Here is a 16,464-nt window from a genome sequence, read left to right as displayed (position 1 = left end):
GCGCGGTAACGCGTGGAGCTGACGAATACTAATCGGTCGAGGACTTATCCACACATTCTTAGCAATCATGCGTATTCAGTTTTGAAGGAATGAGACGAAAAGCTGTATTCCCGATTACTTGTAAAAAGTAATGGAGAATGCAGCTTTTTTTGTGTTTCCGCCAGCACCTACAAATCTGATTCAAAAAAATACGTGCTCTAATAAAAGAAGCGTGTGCACAGCCAAGATCGGCGAGTGTGGTCATTATTGTGATTCCATTCGATTATGCTATGCTGAATGACATACAGCTTTTTCAAATGAAAGAGGGATAAATATGCTTATTCTTGCAGTGGAGGATGAAAAAGCGCTGCTTCAGACAATTGCAGGAGTCCTGACCGATGAAGGATATCAGGTGGATAAGGCAGAGCGCGGAGATGACGGCTTGTTATTGGCGGAACGCGGCATCTACGATTTGTTGGTCCTGGACATTATGATGCCAGGAATGGATGGTCTTTCACTAGTGAGAACGTTGCGTACAAAAGGGATAATGACGCCGGTTTTATTTTTAACGGCAAAAGATAGCGTAGAGTCGAGAGTCGAGGGATTAGATGCCGGAGCCGACGATTATTTGGTCAAGCCTTTTGCGGCCGAAGAATTGACGGCGAGAGTGAGAGCACTCTTACGCCGACAAGGGAAACAGAACACAGAAGGCGAGCTGGCATACGGACCTCTATCACTGAAGATAAATGAATATGACGGTTTTGTTGATGATGAGCCGATGAAGCTAACGACGAAGGAGTACGAGTTGCTTAAGTACTTCCTGCAAAATCGGGAGCAAATATTGACGCGCCAACAAATTTTTGACCGTATATGGGGAATTGATTCAGAAGCGAACTACGGAGTGGTCGATTTGTATGTCCACTACCTGCGCAAGAAGCTGGGTGCTTACGAAGGCTTCATCCGAACGATCCGTAATGTGGGCTACATTTTGAAAAAGGAAGACAAATGATGTTTCGAAAAACGAGGATTCGGCTCGTAACGTTGAACGTAGTAGTGGTGCTGCTCTTGTTGAACGGGCTGGGGAGTGCAGTCTACTACACGATGAAGTACCGTCTCTATTCGCAGGTGGACCGAGAAATGACCAAAGTCGGTCAAAGGCTGGCAGTTGATTCTTTGCCTCGTCTTCACCGGATTGAAGACGACCCTTTCCCATTCAACCGTCAGGAGAGGAAAAAGTTTAACGATCTGGATCGCCGGTATGTTTTACTCGTCTGGGATAGCTTTGGTCGTGTCATTGGGACCGCATTTGGTGACAGGCTGGAGCCAGAGGAATACGCAGAATTCCAGCATAACGGAAAAGCAGACGGAATCGAAACGAAAACTGTGAATGGACAAGTCTATCGCGTGCAGACAGTTACCGTTCCGAAAAAGGTCGTTGTAGGCAATCGGATACAGACCGCGTACCAGTTTCAACTGATTTACAATCTGGCACCTGAGCAAAACATGCTGGACAGCTTGCTGTACGTTGTGGTGATCGTTGACATTATCAGTATTGTCATTGCGATCGTGGCGGGGTGGTTTTTGGCGAGAAGGGCACTCATCCCGATCCAAGTTTCGTGGGAAAAACAACAGCAGTTTATTGCAGATGCTTCTCATGAGCTAAGGACGCCGCTTACGGCCATCATGGTCAATCTGGAGAGGCTTTTCAGACATCCGGATCATACGATCGAGCAGGAAAGCGAAAAAATCATGATTGGGATGCAGGAGGCCAAGCGCTTGAGCAAGCTCGTCTCTGATTTGCTCACACTAGCTCGCAGTGATTCTAACGAATTGCAGATCATGAATCAAACGCTGCGCTTAGACGAAGTCGCGATGAAATGCACCCAGGTTTTTGCACAACTTGCCATCGCACGGGAAATTCGTCTCGAAACAGACATCCAGCAACCCATTGAGATGGTGGGGGACCAAGAACGCCTGCATCAGCTTATGGTCATCTTGCTGGACAATGCCTTAAAGTACACGAACGAAGACGGCCGGATTTTTGTCTCTTGCAAAAAAGAAGGCGGTCGCGTCTCGATTCTCGTAAAAGACAGTGGGATCGGGATTTCCAAAGAGGATATTCCGTATTTGTTTGATCGCTTCTATCGGGTGGATAAAATGCGCTCTCGAGCGACCGAAGGAACAGGCTTGGGACTCTCCATTGCCAAATGGATCGTGGACGCGCACCACGGAAAGATTCAGGTCAGCAGTGAGGTAGGGATCGGAACGAGTTTTTTGGTTACACTTCCAATAAAGCCTTAAACAGATAGATAGAACCGTTTTCCCAGTGTAGGGAATCGGTTCTTTTTTCAAATAGTGGAGCAATTCTATTTAACATACATTTATGTTTCAAATATCTCTAAATTGAAGTAAACTATAGGAAGAGGAAGAGAGGAGTGGCGTACTAATGAACATGACGATCACTAAAGCAGCGGTAGCATGGTTTCGGGAAGAATGGGGATGCAAAGAAGGAGACAGCATTCGTTTTTTTGTCCGGTATGGAGGCGTTAGTACGGTTCAGGATTCATTCTCGATGGGGATTGCCAAAGAGTCGCCGAATGAAATCGGCATTTCGACAGCAGAGGATGGCATCACATTTTATATGGAAAAAGATGAGCTGTGGTATATGAATGGAAGAGGGTTGATTGTCGATTATCGGCCAGAGACAGACGAAGTAGAATTTAAACTGGACTAAATAAGGAAAAGGATAGCTAGTAGATGAAGGGCTCCGGATATACGGGGCCTTTTACCATGTGCGAAAAACTAAAATATCATACTTTACAAACAAAAATGTATAGTATATGATGGGTACATAAATGTAAAAAGGAGGAAGTTACATGCGTTTACTTGATTCTTACTTGGAGCTTGGCATTACGGGAATGGCACGTGCAGCTGTAGCAGGATGGTTCGACGGTCATTATGGGGCAGCCTTATTGGCAGGATACTTCATGGATCGTGAGCACGATCTCCCTGAACATGTAAAAGAGGGCATTGAGCGGACATGCGAGTCCTTCCGCAAGCAAAAACCTGAATGGTTTGTTCCACTGGATCAAGACGAGCAAGCTGATCCCTCCTTGTTACAGCACGTCATCGATGGCCTCCAGCAAAATGTGAAGCAGCTGCGGACCTCAGGCCATGGACTAGCACTAGGTGTGTTAGCATTAAAAGCACTGCGCGAACGCCCTGACATGATCACTCCTACTGTGGTGGATGGTCTGGTCAGGATTCTCCAAGCGACGACAGAAGACAGGAAAGACCGTTATTGGGGCATCGAGAATTATCATGGCATGACGATTGACGTTGTCAAAGACGAAGTTGCGCCTTACCATACAACTGCAGAGATGGCAGAGAGAGCGTTTGACGAGCTGCATTTGGTTATTCCGCCGCGTGATATTAACGGAGTACGCTATCATTTGGCGAGCGAGGTCGTCCATAACATCACACATGCTCATGCGTTAACAGATCTGGAGCGATTCGGTTATGAGGATATTGTGAAGCCCGGTATCGTAAATCATCGTCTTCAAATCTATTTGAATCGCCATGTTCCTCCGTTTACTTTGGAGGAAGAGGTGAAGGAGCCAGCGTTCGAGGAGATTTTTTCACCGCTATACTGGGATAGACTATACAGCGATCCTCATGCATTGAAGCTTCCATATGCTGCGTTGGATCTGCTAAAGCGGTTTCCGCCGGAGAAGAGAGCTCATGCCGAACGTAATTTGTGCAAGCTTTTGACGATTACGGATTAATACAATCACCTAAATAAAAAGAACAGGGAGGCCAATAGGCACTCTCTGTTCTTTTTCATCTCAGATGAGTCTTTTACCAGGTAGGAATGACAGTCGTAGTAGACTCCCGATTTGCATAGTAGCTTTTATGCTCGATCAGGGCATTGCGAATAGCAGATTCATTGATGTCGAAACCGATTCCTGGAGTTGTTGGTACAGCCAGCATACCAGGTGCTGCAAAATCTATGACAGGTGTCACGATATCTTCAGCAAAGTAGCGATGGGAAGGGGATGTGTCGCCAGCAATCGTGAAGTTACTAAGCGAAGCCATCGCGATGTTATGCGCACGGCCAATCCCTGCCTCCAACATTCCTCCGCACCAAACAGGTATGCCGCGTGTTTCACAAAGGTCATGGATCTTCTTGGCATCGGTCAGACCGCCTACGCGACCGATCTTGATGTTGATAATCCGGCAACTGCCGAGCTCGAGTGCTTTGCGGGCATCTTCCACCGTATGGATACTTTCGTCGAGGCAGATCGGTGTTTTTAGTTCCCTTTGCAAGGTCGCATGGTCAATGATGTCGTCATGAGCCAATGGCTGTTCAATCATGATCAAGCCGAAGCCATCCAAAGCCTTCAGCATCTCCATGTCTGCCAGCGTATACGCAGAGTTTGCATCTGCCATCAGTGGAACATCTGGTCCAAATGTGTTGCGGATCGCACGCATTGGCTCGACATCAAAGCCTGGTTTGATTTTCACTTTGATCTTTTTGTAGCCGTCACGGATGAAGCCTTCTACGCGTTGCAGCAGCTTTTCGATGGTCGGCTCGATTCCGATACTCACACCGACGTCAATCGTTGTACGAGTTCCGCCCAATGCTTGGGAGAGGGAGAGGCCGTTCATTTTGGCGTACAAATCCCAGACGGCACCTTCCAAAGCGGCTTTGGCCATGTGGTTACGGCGCATCCAGGAGAAGAGGCGGGATACGTCATCAGGATGCTCGATCTCCCGTGAAAACAGCTGCGGGATCAAATACTTTTCGAGCATGTACCAGACCGTATCAACATCTTCCTCGTTGTAGACGGGGACGTCCATCGCGACGCTTTCGCCGAATCCGACATGGGCACCGCTGTATGCACGCACCAGAATGCATTCCTTGTGGGTTTCGACTCCCATGCTCGTCTCAAAAGGGGAATTCAACGGAATTTTGATTCGTTGCAGGTCCACGCGTTCGATTTTCAAGTTCATCTCTCCTCAAACGTTTTCAGTACCGTTCTTGCCAAAATCTCGATGCCGTCTAGCAGTGCTTCTTTTTCAAAAGTCATCTGCGGATGATGAAGTCCTGGTGTCAGGCCACAGCCTAAACCAAGCATGGTCGCCCGAAGCTGTGGACGTTCTTTTGTGTAATAGTGGAAGTCTTCCGCGCCCGGTGTCTGGATCGGCGGTTCGAGCTTCTCTACCCCCAAGGTTTGGGTAATGGCATCCGCCATGATCAGTCTTGCTTCTTCGTTCACTTCCGCTGCATAGACACGTTCGGTGATTTCGTAAGACAGCTCAACTTCATAGAGGCGGGAAACGTGTTGCAAAATGTGCTCGACACGGGCAAATAGGGAGTGAATAACTTCATTCGTCTGTGCCCGCAGGTCTAAGTGGAACTGCGCCGAGCCCGGAATGATATTGCTGCTTTTGCTGCCGGCTGCGAGTTGAGTCATTTTGACGGAATAAGGGACGAGCGGATCGAGGTGAATGCCTTTTAACTGCTCAACAATCGCTGCGGCTACCTCGATAGCGTTGACTCCGAGATGAGGTCGTGCGCCATGAGCATCGGCACCCTTGATTTGCCCGAATATCGTGCCAGCCGCCCCGTGCAAGATGGCAGAAGCAGCTGTGCCGCGCGGGATTTCCTGAATGGGACGAAGGTGGACACCGTACAGAAAATCAATATCGTCCACTACTTGCTTGTTCACCATCACAAGTGCGCCATTTCCGCTTTCTTCTGCTGGTTGGAAAATGAGCTTCAGGCGCCCAGGGAGCTGGACGTCCATTGCCTGCAATACCATGAGGACGCCTAAGGCCATAGTCATATGCGCATCGTGTCCGCAGGAATGGTTCGCGGTAAAGACGCCGTTTACTTCTTGCCAGAGTGCGTCCATGTCTGCTCGTACGCCTACGGTGAATTTTCCCGGCGTCAGATCGCCCCATTCGCCAACAACACCCGTCACGTCGTCAAAGGTAGTGACGCGGCAATTGTGTTTTTTCAAGAAGTCAGCGATAAACGAGGTGGTCTGTACTTCCTCCCAGCTGATCTCTGGATGCTGGTGTAAATGCTCGTATAGAGAAAAAATGGCGGGCTGCAATTGTTTGATCGTTGTGCGCATGGTTCCTCCATCGGTTTGTTCGTGAGTAGTCGATAAGTGAAGCGAAGGCTACGCCAATCTACTTGACGCAGCCAGTTTTGTGAAAAGCTCATTGGTTACGAAACGCCGATTGTCACTGCTACTATGAGCGCGATCGAGGCGATCACTGCCCAGCCGAGAAGAAGCTTCCAAATGAATTTAACCCATTTCTCATACGGAATGCCTGCAACTGCCAGATAGCCCATCAACGCAGAAGAAGTCGGGATAATGGAGTTGGTTACCGCATCACCATATTGGAAGGCAAGAACCGCTATCTGACGTTGGATGCCGAGCAGATCCGCAATCGGCACCATGATCGGCATGGTTGTCGCTGCCTGTCCACTACCAGAAGAGATAAAGAGATTGAGAAAGGCTTGAATTACAAACATAGCCAGCACGTTTACGGCATCTGGCAAATGACCAATCGCCGAAGTCAGACTGTTAATCATCGTATCGATAATTTTTCCGTCTTCCAAGACGACCGTGATCGCGCGGGCAAAACCGACGATCAGCGCGCCAAACGTAACAGCTCGCGCACCAGCGACGAAGGAATCAAACAGCGTATTGACCGACAAACCTCCGACGAGACCAGCAACCAGGCCCATGATCAGGAAGGAAGCGGTAAGCTCTGTCAGGAACCATTCGTACTTGAATACACCGTATACGTTGAAGGCGAGACCACAGACCATTACCAGGAACACGAGCTTGTGGCGTGCATTCAGATCGGGGATGTCTACGGTTGCCTGTTCTTGACTGGCGTGATTTTCTACGCCATAAAGCACACTCTTGGTCGGGTCTGCTTTGACACGATACGCATAGCGCATGACGTACCAGATGGCAAAAGCGAGAACGAAGACATACACAACAGCACGGAAGGTAAGACCAGAGAAGAGCGGCAATTGCGCGAGCGACTGCGCCACCCCAACCGTAAATGGATTGATCATCCCGCCCATGAAGCCAGCCGCCGCCCCCATGGTGATCATGGCCGTACCTGTTACGGCATCGAAGCCCATTGCACGAGCCAGCGCGATACCGATTGGAACGAAGATGATGCTTTCTTCGGCCATTCCCATGGTGAAGCCACCGATGGAGAAGAGGAACATGGAAGCAGGAATGAGCAGCTTTTCCCGACCCTCCAAGTGTCGGACACCTTTATTGATCCCGGCTTCAATCGCTCCAGTCTGGCGGATGATTCCGAATACACCGCTTACAATAAAGATGTAGAAAATAATTTGCGCGCCTTTTTGCATCCCTTCTGGAATCGCTTTGAACATGTCGAAGAACGAGACCGGATCACTTTCTACAGGATGGTAGCTGCCGTTGACGACGACGGTTTTGCCTGAGGCAACGTCCTTGACTCGATCGAACTCACCAGCCGGGAGTACGTAGGAAGCTAGGGCTGCCAAAATGATGATGATAAAGAGGATGGCATAGGTATGCGGTACAGAAAAACGTTTCTTTGCAGGTTTCAATGGATGTGTAGACATGAGGTCACCTCGCTTTTTTTTGCTTATGACAAGCAAGGGTCGTGCCAAGTGTCGAAATTTCCCGAATATAAGCGTTTTCAGTGGGTTTTCATAGGTAAGGTAAGGGAATACAATGTGATTTAGGAATGTTTATTAGGTTTTATACAGCCTAATGCATCCTATTATTCATTGGGCGGAAGCTAAATCCGCCCGTGTTTTCGCAACAATTCAATGCCCGCGGGGGTGATGGAGGTTCCTTGGCGGGTCGTTCCTGAACGCACTAAACCTTGCTGCTCCAGCAGTTTCAACTTGTGACGCAGTGCGCTCTCCGTCCAGCCTACAGATTGTAGTTCAGGGGAGTGCGCCAATTGATAACGCCCGACTGGTTTGTTGGATACGTAATAATGATGCAAGCAATACAAAATATCTAGGTCGCGGTTGTCGTCCAATTGGGGGATAGTAGCCGTCTGCTGCTTTTGGAACAGGCTATCCGTCAATCGCTTGGGGAGATCCTGAATGCCAATGACAGGATGCTCGCTTACCGTAATGGCATAGTCGACGACATTTTTCAGTTCACGAATGTTCCCCCGCCAATCATGGCGATAGAATAGCTCCATTACTTCTGGCGACCATGTTTTGCGAATGCCTTGCTGTTCCAGATGCTCATCGATGAGAAGGGGAATATCGCTGATTCGCTCGCGCAAAGCCGGAATCTGGATCGGCAGGACAGCCAGACGATAGAACAAATCCTCGCGAAAGCTTCCTTGGGAAACAGCGTCTTCCAAATCACGATTGGTAGCAGCGATGATACGGCAATCCACTGAAAGAATTCCCGTGCCGCCTACACGGATGACCTGCTTTTCTTGCAGCACGCGAAGGAGCTTGACCTGAATGGCCCCAGAAATGTCCCCCACTTCATCGAGAAAAATCGTCCCACCGTCCGCTTGCTCAAACAGGCCGGGCTTTCCGCCTTTTCGTGCTCCTGTAAATGCACCGTCTTCGTAACCGAACAACTCGCTCTCCAGCAGGTTTTCCGGCAAGGAGGCACAGTTGATTGCGACAAAGGGGCCGTTTTTGCGTAGGGAGTGCTGATGAATGGCGTGGGCGAACAGCTCTTTTCCCGTCCCGTTTTCGCCTGTCAGTAGGATCGTTTGATTGTTTTTTGCCATCTTTTTGCCGAGCTCGATGACTTGGAGCAGCGGTTGGCTTTGTCCTTTGATATCGGAAAAGGAGTAGGTCGCTGTATGACCGCGCAACGTAAGCGTGGTTCGCAAGCGTTGGATTTCGGTCACGTCTTTTAGCGTACAAACGAAGCCTAAATGCTCATGCCTGCGGCGGATGCTTTGACTGCTGACGATAAATTGTTTGTGATCAATGGTTACGAGGGCGTCCTCCTGATCTTCCTGCTCAAAAAAGGGCTGCAGCAAGCTGTGCTCCTTCAACACTGTGTACGGCTGTCCAACAATAGAGGATGCCTGTGGACAAAACAGCTCAACGGCGACGTCGTTAATAAACGTGATCAAACCTTGTTCGTTACAGGCGATCACGGGGTCTTTGACTGCCTGAAAGGTAGATTGCAGCTGGCTGTGTAGCTTCTGTACTTCTGCGTAGGAGGTGCCGAGCATTTTCGCGAGCTCAGACATTTCTACGATGAAGGCAGACAAATACTCACGCTCCCATTCACTGGGAACGCCTACCTTGCGACCGGTATCAATCAGGTCATGAATGCTGACTTTGCGAAAACCGAGATCGATCACCTCCACATGTGGAGGAAGAGGTACGTCAGGAACGCTCATGATGATGGCGTATTGAAATTCGAGATCATCAAATGTACAGCCCGGGTGAAAGGGAACGTAATTTAAATGATCGACGTTCGCCTCTAATAAGTTTTGGATGACCTCCTGTGCGGAAACTGGCGAATTGTTCATGACAGGGACGGTCGTCCCCGGAGGAATCTGCATCAGCGCTTTCATTTTGCGTAACTCGAAAAAACGGTTTAAAACCGTGATGGGTACGGAGTCAGCAACAGCTTGACGGGCAACTGTGTATAGCTCAGGGGATTTGGTTGTGATAAAGACATGATCGACTCCGCTCAAATCGGGAATGTGCTCATGGCTGGCATAACCGATGACTTTGCAATACGGCTCGAAATAAGCCCGCAGTTCTTTTAACAAAAATTCGAGAGTGTCCGTTCCTTTTGCAATCAAGACAATGGTGTGGTCCATGCTGCACCGCCTTTGCTCAAACAATCGTGAATGTTTTGTAATCTCATGATAGCACAATGCCTAGCTGTCATCGGATGGATTCGCTTGTATAGAGAGGAAAGACAAGGATTGATTTGCGGGCAGGGAAATGTGTTTTAATAGAAGGTAGAGAAGATCGAAAAGCAATAACAAGAGCAGGAGGAATCAGCATGGAGGACAGATTGGTTCCAGAGGTGCTGCAAATGATTGGGGAAGTCGTGCCAGACGGGGTATCGATTGCGATCTCGGACGGCTCACAATACTTGTACTATCAGCCGAGTTCCAATATTGACTTGAAAATTACGCCAGGGGATCTCGTTCCCACAGGCTCGGCTACACATCAAGCGCTCATGGAAATGGGAAAAGTAGGGCATCAGGTGGAAAGTCGTATTTTTGGCGTGCCGTACTACGGACTCTCGCTTCCATTAGTGCGAAATGGTCAGATCATGGGCTGTATTACCGCCATCTATCCACCTCAAAACGTTCCGCTCATGAATCCGGAGCCGCGTCTCTCGTTTTTGGTCGGAAAAGGGGAGGACGGCTGGCTGCCCATTCCGTTAACGGAGATCGTCTATATCAGCTCTCATGAAGGAAAAACGCTTTTGCATACGGCTAGTGGATCCTATTCGAACAAATACAATATGGCTGAACTGGACTACTTGCTCCCGCAAGAGCAATTTGTGCGCTGTCATCGGTCGTATTTCGTCAATATGGAATCGATCGGCTTTATTCACCCGCATTTTCATTCGACGTTTTTGTTGGAGATGAAGGACAAGCAAAAGACGAGAGTTCCTGTGAGTCAGTCGTACGCCAGCTCATTTCGCCAATTGCTCGGCTTCTGAAATATCTGACAAATGAGAATGGTTCGCTGTCGTTTTTTCTTGATTGCCGCGTAAATATTCTGTTTTGTTGAAAATCGAGTGCCCGCTCAGAATCCATGTGCTAGTGTAAGGGCAATAAAGATGGCATGGGGGGTCACAATGATGTGGGAGCGCTTACGCGATAAACGACTGGCAGATAAAATCGTGACAGCTGAGGTAGCAGCAGGATGGATTGAGGATGGCATGACGATCGGGTTAAGTGGTTTCACGCGTGCTGGTGATGCCAAGGTCGTGCCGCTCGCATTGGCTGAGTTGGCGAAAAAAGAGAACAAGCCTTTTGGCGTAAACGTATATACGGGAGCTTCACTCGGCTCCGATGTAGATGCCGTGATGGCGGAAGCGGGGATCATCAACAAGCGATTGCCTTTTCAAGCAGATCCGGTTATGCGCAAAAAAATCAACGACGGCAGCATGATGTTCGTTGATCAGCATCTGTCGCATACAGCCGAAGCGATTCGCCAGGGAGCGATTGACGCAATCGATTTCGCAATTGTGGAAGCGGTTGCAATTACAGAAGAGGGTATGATCATCCCGGCTACGTCCGTGGGGAACTCCAATATTTTCGTGGAAAATGCCAAGCATGTCATCATTGAGATGAATATGGCTCAATCGGTGGAGTTGGAAGGCATCCATGATATTTATACACCAGCGAAACAAGGAGAGCGTGAACCGATTCCGCTCACGTCCGTGGATCAACGAATGGGCACAGCTGGGATTCCCGTCGATCCGGATAAAGTAAAAGGGATCGTTCTGACGAATCAGTTGGATTCTCCCTCGACGATTGTGGAACCGGACGAAGAAACGGCGCAGATTGCGGCACATCTGATCGAGTTTTTGCGTCAGGAGGTAAAAGAGGGACGCTTGCCGAACAACCTCGCGCCATTGCAATCGGGAATCGGATCGGTAGCGAATGCGGTTTTCAACGGGTTTTTGGATTCGGAATTCACGGATCTGACTGTCTTCTCGGAAGTGTTGCAGGATGCCGTGTTTGATTTGCTTGATGCAGGTAAAATTTCGTTTGCCTCAGGCTGTTCGATCACACTGACGGCTGAAAAGATGAAGCATGTCACCGAAAATTTTGCCCAATACCGTGACAAGCTGCTGTTGCGTCCCCAAGAAATTACGAACCATCCAGAGCTGATTCGCCGCCTCGGTCTGATTGCGATCAATACCGCGATTGAAGCGGACATCTACGGCAACGTCAACTCGACCAATGTATCGGGTACGCGAATGATGAACGGTATCGGCGGCTCTGGTGATTTTGCTCGCAACGCACGTTTGGGCATTTTCGTAACCAAGTCGATAGCCAAAGGCGGAAACATTTCGAGCATCGTTCCGTTTGCCTCCCATGTGGATCATACCGAGCACGATGTAGATATTATCGTCACCGAGCAAGGCTTGGCTGACCTGAGAGGCTTGGCTCCGCGTCAAAGAGCCATCAAAATTATCGAGAACTGTGCGCATCCGATGTATCGCGATCAATTGATGGCGTACTACGAGGAAGCACTCACACGCGGCGGACACACCCCGCATGTACTGGAAAAGGCATTCTCCTGGCACGTACGTTACGCGCAGGAAGGCACGATGCTTGCGAAAAAGCCAGCGTTGGTTTAGGCGATTGAATGATGAAAAAACAAACCCGCTCGGGCATTGAAGCCTTGGCGGGTTTTTCTCGTTTACGTTTTTACTTGATGTGAACAATACCTACATGGTCTACGATCACTCCACCAAGTCCTGCACCCAGCGCCAGCTCTAGCTGAAAGACCGAGGTGTTCATACTGAGGGTCACCTATACGTTGATCGTGCTTCTGACCGAACAAAAAAGAGGCTTCGCCCTAATACGGCGAAACCTCTTTACTTTTGCATATAGCGAAATTGCTATTTTTGCCGTACATACTGCTCGTCCTTCATGAACAGACGCCAGAAATAAATAAAACCGGGTACGAGAATCGCAAAGCCGACCATATAACAAATGAACAGAGCGTGGAACGTATCCGGATGTGTAAAGCTGGACTCAATCGTCACTTGGGGATAGACGATGTAGGGGAGGCGCGCTGCACCATACGCATAGCTGGCGAGCAGGTATTGCGTTGTGGCGACAATGACCGCAATCCGCGGAAGATGGATGCCGAAGTAACGACGGTCGTGGGGCAGCAAGAGAGCGATATAACTAATGAAAAAGCATACCGCCGATGCAATAAGCCACGGCAAATAGTCGAGAATACGGTCATACAGCCATTTTGCCTCCAGTTGCATCGTGAGCACGGTAACCAATGCTGCAAGCAAAGTAATAGGCCCCAGAAACACCGCATCCCGGCGGTAGACGGAGAAGGCTTTCTTTTCACCTGCGACAAAGGAATAGTCCGCGAGAAGCAGCGACGAGAGAAAGAGCGTACTGCTGACAGCAAGACCAATGAAAGAATAGACGTGCGGGCTGGTCAAAAACAGTCCCCAATCGAGATACTCCACACCATTTATCGTTTGAGACAACCCGCCTTGTGTCACAGGAAGCACGCTGATTAACAGAGCCGGCACCAGTATCCCGGTAACGCCGGAGACGATGCTGAGCATCTTGTCATACTTGTAAATCAGATGAGAGAACACCATGAACGTACTGCGAATCAGCATCAATAACACCACGAGACATCCGGGAACCAGCAGCAGGCTCCCCAATGTGTAGGTCGCGCCAGGAAAAAAGGTAACGAGCGCGACCACAATTAACACGATAAAGACATTTACGACCTCCCAGGAGGGCGAGAGGTAGCGATTGGCGATTTGAGTGGCTTTGGTTTTTTCCCGATTCAAATAGATCATCGACCAAAAACCAGCACCGAAGTCGAAGGAGGCCGCGACGGAATAGATGACGACGAAAATCCAGAGCAGCGTAATGGCAATAATCGTGTCGGTCATGCCGTTCCTCCGTCCACTTTCGGCTGTTCTGGCGGATCGAGCTCCAAGGGATGGCGGCCAAAATAGCTACGGAATACGAGCAGGGTGACGATCGCGAAAAATACGTACACCGAGAGGAAAATCCAGAACAAGGTAGAGATGCCTGCTGCTTGGGTAGCGGCATCTACTGTTTTCATCACACGATAAACCACCCATGGCTGGCGTCCTGTGCAGGCAAAAATCCAGCCGAATTCAATGCCTAACAAGGCGAGCGGTCCACTCGCGACAAATACCCAGAGTACCCAACGGGGAAACTGAGAGCGTTTCAGGAGCTTCTTCCAAGCGAAGCCAATGAAACCAACGAAGATCAACAAGCTGCCGATGATGACCATCCCGTTAAAAAGCGTATGGACGTAGAGTGGAGGCCACAGCTCCTGCGGAAAATCGTCCAGACCGACCACGACTTCGTCAAAGCGATTGGCTGCAAGGAAGCTGAGCGCCCATGGAATCTCGATGGCGTATTTGACTTCTTTCGTCTCGGGATCGGTAAAGCCGCCAATCGCGAGTGGGGCGTATGCTTGTGTTTCAAACAGTCCTTCCGCAGCTGCCAGCTTTTCCGGCTGGTATTCATGCAAAAGCTGTGCGGATTCATGACCGTTCAAGGCGGTTAAAAGGGAAAAGGTGCCACCCACAATCAAACCGGCCAAGAGTGCCTTTTGATGATACAAATAAACCCGACTGCCTTTTTGGGCGCGCAGCATTTTCCACGCTGCTACTCCAGCGACGATGAATGCTCCCGTCATATAAGCAGATACAGTTACATGACCTGCCGTCACGATAAAGCTGGGATTGAAAAAAGCTTTCCACGGGTCCACGTCGACAATCTGCCCATCGACCATCCGGAACCCAGTTGGCGTGCCTTCAAAGGCGTGGACGTTCGTAATCAGGATCGCGGAGGCCGTCGCACCAAGCAAAACCATGAACAAACTCAACAAACGCATATTGCGGGATAGGCGGTGAGCCGCGTAGACGTAGATGGACATAAATAAGGCTTCCACGAAGAAAGCGAATATTTCGATCTGAAAAGGCAGCGAGATCACCTTGCCGACAATCTCCATGAAACCAGGCCATAACAGGGAAAGCTGGACCCCAGCAATCGTTCCAGACGGGATTGCGACACCGAGCAAGATCGCCTGAGCTTTTGTCCAGCGCTTGGCCATTATCTCGTAATCGCGGTCACGCGTCCGCCAAAAGAGGAGCTCCACCAGCAAGATCATGAGCGGGAGACCAACGCCCAAGGTCGCAAAAATAATGTGAAAGGCCATAGTCGTCCCGAATATGGCTCTGGTCATCACGATATCTTCCACGTTCAACTTCCTTTCTGATCGGCACCAAAAATTGTTAACGATTTCCTCGTTAATGTCCCATGAGGAGCCGGAGTTTATACGAAAAAGACCGTCACAAAAATGTGACGGTCGAGGATGACCAGTATCCAAGGCTGGCGGGCCTTAGAAGGATTCCGCCAGTTTCACTGCTTTTTCTACACCAGCTGCAGCCAGCTCAGCTGCTTTGTCCGGGAATTGGTGGTGGCCTTCTACGATTACTTCCGTTATATTGCTGATACCCCACATGCCTAACATGGCGCGAACGTATTTGTTTGCCATTTCCATGTCAACCAAAGGGCCTTCGGAATAAACGCCACCGCGTGCGCTTAAGAGAGCCACTTTTTTGTCACCCATTAGACCAACTGATCCTTTTGGAGTGTACTTGAACATTTTACCTGGTTGGGAAAGGTAAGCAATGTAGGTTTGCAGAACAGCAGGAATTGTGAGGTTCCACAATGGGAAAGCGATAACAATTTTGTCTGCTTCTATAAACTGGTTCAAGTATTTGCTAATGAAGTCGGCATCTTTTTGCTCTTCCGCAGTCATTTCCATACCTTTGCCTGCATTCAACATAACAGTGATCAAGTTATTTCCATAGTAAGGAAGGTTTTCCGCGAACAGATCCAACTCAGTAATTGTGTCATTTGGATGCGTTTGTCTGTAGGTTTTAATAAAAGCTTCGTAAAGCTGAACACTTATAGCCTGCTCAACAGGACGATCATTTGCTTTGATAAAAAGTACGTTACTCATGAAAATTTCATCCTCTCTATTTTTGTCTGTCAGCTTTGCATCAATGACGCGACGGTCCTTAGAAGGATTCCGCCAGTTTTGCTGCTTTTTCTACCCCAGCTGCAACAAGCTCAGTTGCTTTGTCTGAGAATTGGTGATGGCCTTCTACGATCACTTCCGTTATATCGCTGATACCCCAGTAGTTCAAAAGGGTGCGTACATATTTGTTTGCCATCTCCATGTCAGCCAAAGGGCCATTGGAATAAACGCCACCGCGTGCGCTTAAGAGAGCCACTTTTTTGTCACCCATCAGACCAACTGAGCCTTCCGAAGTGTACTTGAACGCTCTGCCTGCTTGCGTGAGGTAAGCAAAGTAAGTTTGCAGAACGGCAGGAATTGTGAGATTCCACAACGGAAATGCCATAACCACTTTGTCTGCTTGTTCAAACTGGTTCAAGTATTTGTTAACGAAGTCAGCATCTTTTTGCTCTTCCGCAGTCATTTCGATACCTTTGCCTGCTTTCCCCATAGCTGTGATCAATTCATTTCCGTAGTATGGGAGATTTTCAGCAAACAGGTCCAACTCAGTGATTTCGTCATTCGGATGAGTTTCTCTGTACGTTTTCACAAAAGCTTCGTACAGCTGCAAACTGATAGCTTGCTCAACCGGGCGATTATTCGCCTTGATAAAAAGGACGTTACTCATAAAAATACTCATCTCCAATATTATT

14 protein-coding genes are annotated in these 16,464 nt (G+C 49.0%); 6 read left to right on the top strand and 8 right to left on the bottom strand.

All coding sequences use genetic code 11. The features are described 5' to 3' along the window. Nucleotides 1-313: 313 nt before the first annotated feature. The 4 genes from ACQ5DJ_RS22075 to ACQ5DJ_RS22060 all read left to right on the top strand — a co-directional run bounded on the left by ACQ5DJ_RS22075 (nucleotide 314) and on the right by ACQ5DJ_RS22060 (nucleotide 3,764). A complete protein-coding gene (locus ACQ5DJ_RS22075) occupies nucleotides 314-988 on the top strand; it encodes a response regulator transcription factor (RefSeq protein WP_429844331.1) in 675 nt (224 codons plus the stop codon). Then, nucleotides 985-2,280 (top strand): sensor histidine kinase, encoded by a 1,296-nt coding sequence (locus ACQ5DJ_RS22070; protein ID WP_429844330.1) that lies wholly within the window; start codon nucleotides 985-987, stop codon nucleotides 2,278-2,280. The genes ACQ5DJ_RS22075 and ACQ5DJ_RS22070 overlap by 4 nt, the downstream gene beginning before the upstream one ends. A gap of 145 nt (nucleotides 2,281-2,425) precedes the next feature. After that, nucleotides 2,426-2,713, top strand: coding sequence for a HesB/YadR/YfhF family protein (locus tag ACQ5DJ_RS22065; protein WP_429844329.1), 288 nt, complete (start codon nucleotides 2,426-2,428; stop codon nucleotides 2,711-2,713). Between the two features lie 142 nt (nucleotides 2,714-2,855). Continuing rightward, on the top strand, nucleotides 2,856-3,764 hold the full coding sequence (locus ACQ5DJ_RS22060) for a hypothetical protein (RefSeq protein ID WP_429844328.1): 909 nt from the start codon (nucleotides 2,856-2,858) through the stop codon (nucleotides 3,762-3,764). A gap of 73 nt (nucleotides 3,765-3,837) precedes the next feature. Here the strand turns inward: ACQ5DJ_RS22060 and menC are convergent, their stop codons facing one another. The 4 genes from menC to ACQ5DJ_RS22040 form a co-directional block, all read right to left on the bottom strand. Then, a complete protein-coding gene (gene menC / locus ACQ5DJ_RS22055; protein ID WP_429844327.1) occupies nucleotides 3,838-4,986 on the bottom strand; it encodes an o-succinylbenzoate synthase in 1,149 nt (382 codons plus the stop codon). Between the two features lie 2 nt (nucleotides 4,987-4,988). Then, a complete protein-coding gene (locus ACQ5DJ_RS22050; protein WP_429844326.1) occupies nucleotides 4,989-6,122 on the bottom strand; it encodes a M20 peptidase aminoacylase family protein in 1,134 nt (377 codons plus the stop codon). Between the two features lie 95 nt (nucleotides 6,123-6,217). Further along, a complete protein-coding gene (locus tag ACQ5DJ_RS22045; RefSeq protein WP_392429674.1) occupies nucleotides 6,218-7,627 on the bottom strand; it encodes a YfcC family protein in 1,410 nt (469 codons plus the stop codon). Between the two features lie 179 nt (nucleotides 7,628-7,806). Next, nucleotides 7,807-9,831, bottom strand: a complete 2,025-nt coding sequence (locus ACQ5DJ_RS22040) for a sigma-54 interaction domain-containing protein (RefSeq protein ID WP_429844325.1) — start codon at nucleotides 9,829-9,831, stop codon at nucleotides 7,807-7,809. A gap of 188 nt (nucleotides 9,832-10,019) precedes the next feature. Between ACQ5DJ_RS22040 and ACQ5DJ_RS22035 the strand changes: the two genes are divergently transcribed. Both ACQ5DJ_RS22035 and ACQ5DJ_RS22030 read left to right on the top strand, forming a co-directional pair. Then, nucleotides 10,020-10,691: a LytTR family DNA-binding domain-containing protein gene (locus ACQ5DJ_RS22035; protein WP_429844324.1), complete on the top strand. Its 672-nt coding sequence runs from the start codon at nucleotides 10,020-10,022 to the stop codon at nucleotides 10,689-10,691. A 141-nt stretch (nucleotides 10,692-10,832) separates the two neighbouring features. Next, nucleotides 10,833-12,344, top strand: a complete 1,512-nt coding sequence (locus tag ACQ5DJ_RS22030) for an acetyl-CoA hydrolase/transferase family protein (protein WP_429844333.1) — start codon at nucleotides 10,833-10,835, stop codon at nucleotides 12,342-12,344. A gap of 264 nt (nucleotides 12,345-12,608) precedes the next feature. Here the strand turns inward: ACQ5DJ_RS22030 and ACQ5DJ_RS22025 are convergent, their stop codons facing one another. The 4 genes from ACQ5DJ_RS22025 to ACQ5DJ_RS22010 form a co-directional block, all read right to left on the bottom strand. Next, a complete protein-coding gene (locus ACQ5DJ_RS22025) occupies nucleotides 12,609-13,640 on the bottom strand; it encodes a cytochrome d ubiquinol oxidase subunit II (protein WP_429844323.1) in 1,032 nt (343 codons plus the stop codon). Beyond that, the gene (locus tag ACQ5DJ_RS22020; protein WP_376898943.1) at nucleotides 13,637-14,971 is read right to left on the bottom strand and encodes a cytochrome ubiquinol oxidase subunit I; all 1,335 of its coding nucleotides are present in this window, start codon (nucleotides 14,969-14,971) and stop codon (nucleotides 13,637-13,639) included. Before ACQ5DJ_RS22020 ends, ACQ5DJ_RS22025 begins: the two co-directional genes overlap by 4 nt. A gap of 156 nt (nucleotides 14,972-15,127) precedes the next feature. After that, nucleotides 15,128-15,754, bottom strand: coding sequence for an FMN-dependent NADH-azoreductase (locus ACQ5DJ_RS22015; protein WP_429844322.1), 627 nt, complete (start codon nucleotides 15,752-15,754; stop codon nucleotides 15,128-15,130). A 58-nt stretch (nucleotides 15,755-15,812) separates the two neighbouring features. Next, nucleotides 15,813-16,439 (bottom strand): FMN-dependent NADH-azoreductase, encoded by a 627-nt coding sequence (locus ACQ5DJ_RS22010; protein ID WP_429844321.1) that lies wholly within the window; start codon nucleotides 16,437-16,439, stop codon nucleotides 15,813-15,815. Nucleotides 16,440-16,464: the final 25 nt, after the last annotated feature.

The organism is Brevibacillus sp. FIR094 (assembly GCF_050477165.1).
Lineage (GTDB): Bacteria > Bacillota > Bacilli > Brevibacillales > Brevibacillaceae > Brevibacillus.
Note: the sequence above shows the minus strand (reverse complement) of the source record. Positions and strands in the feature narration are given on the sequence as shown.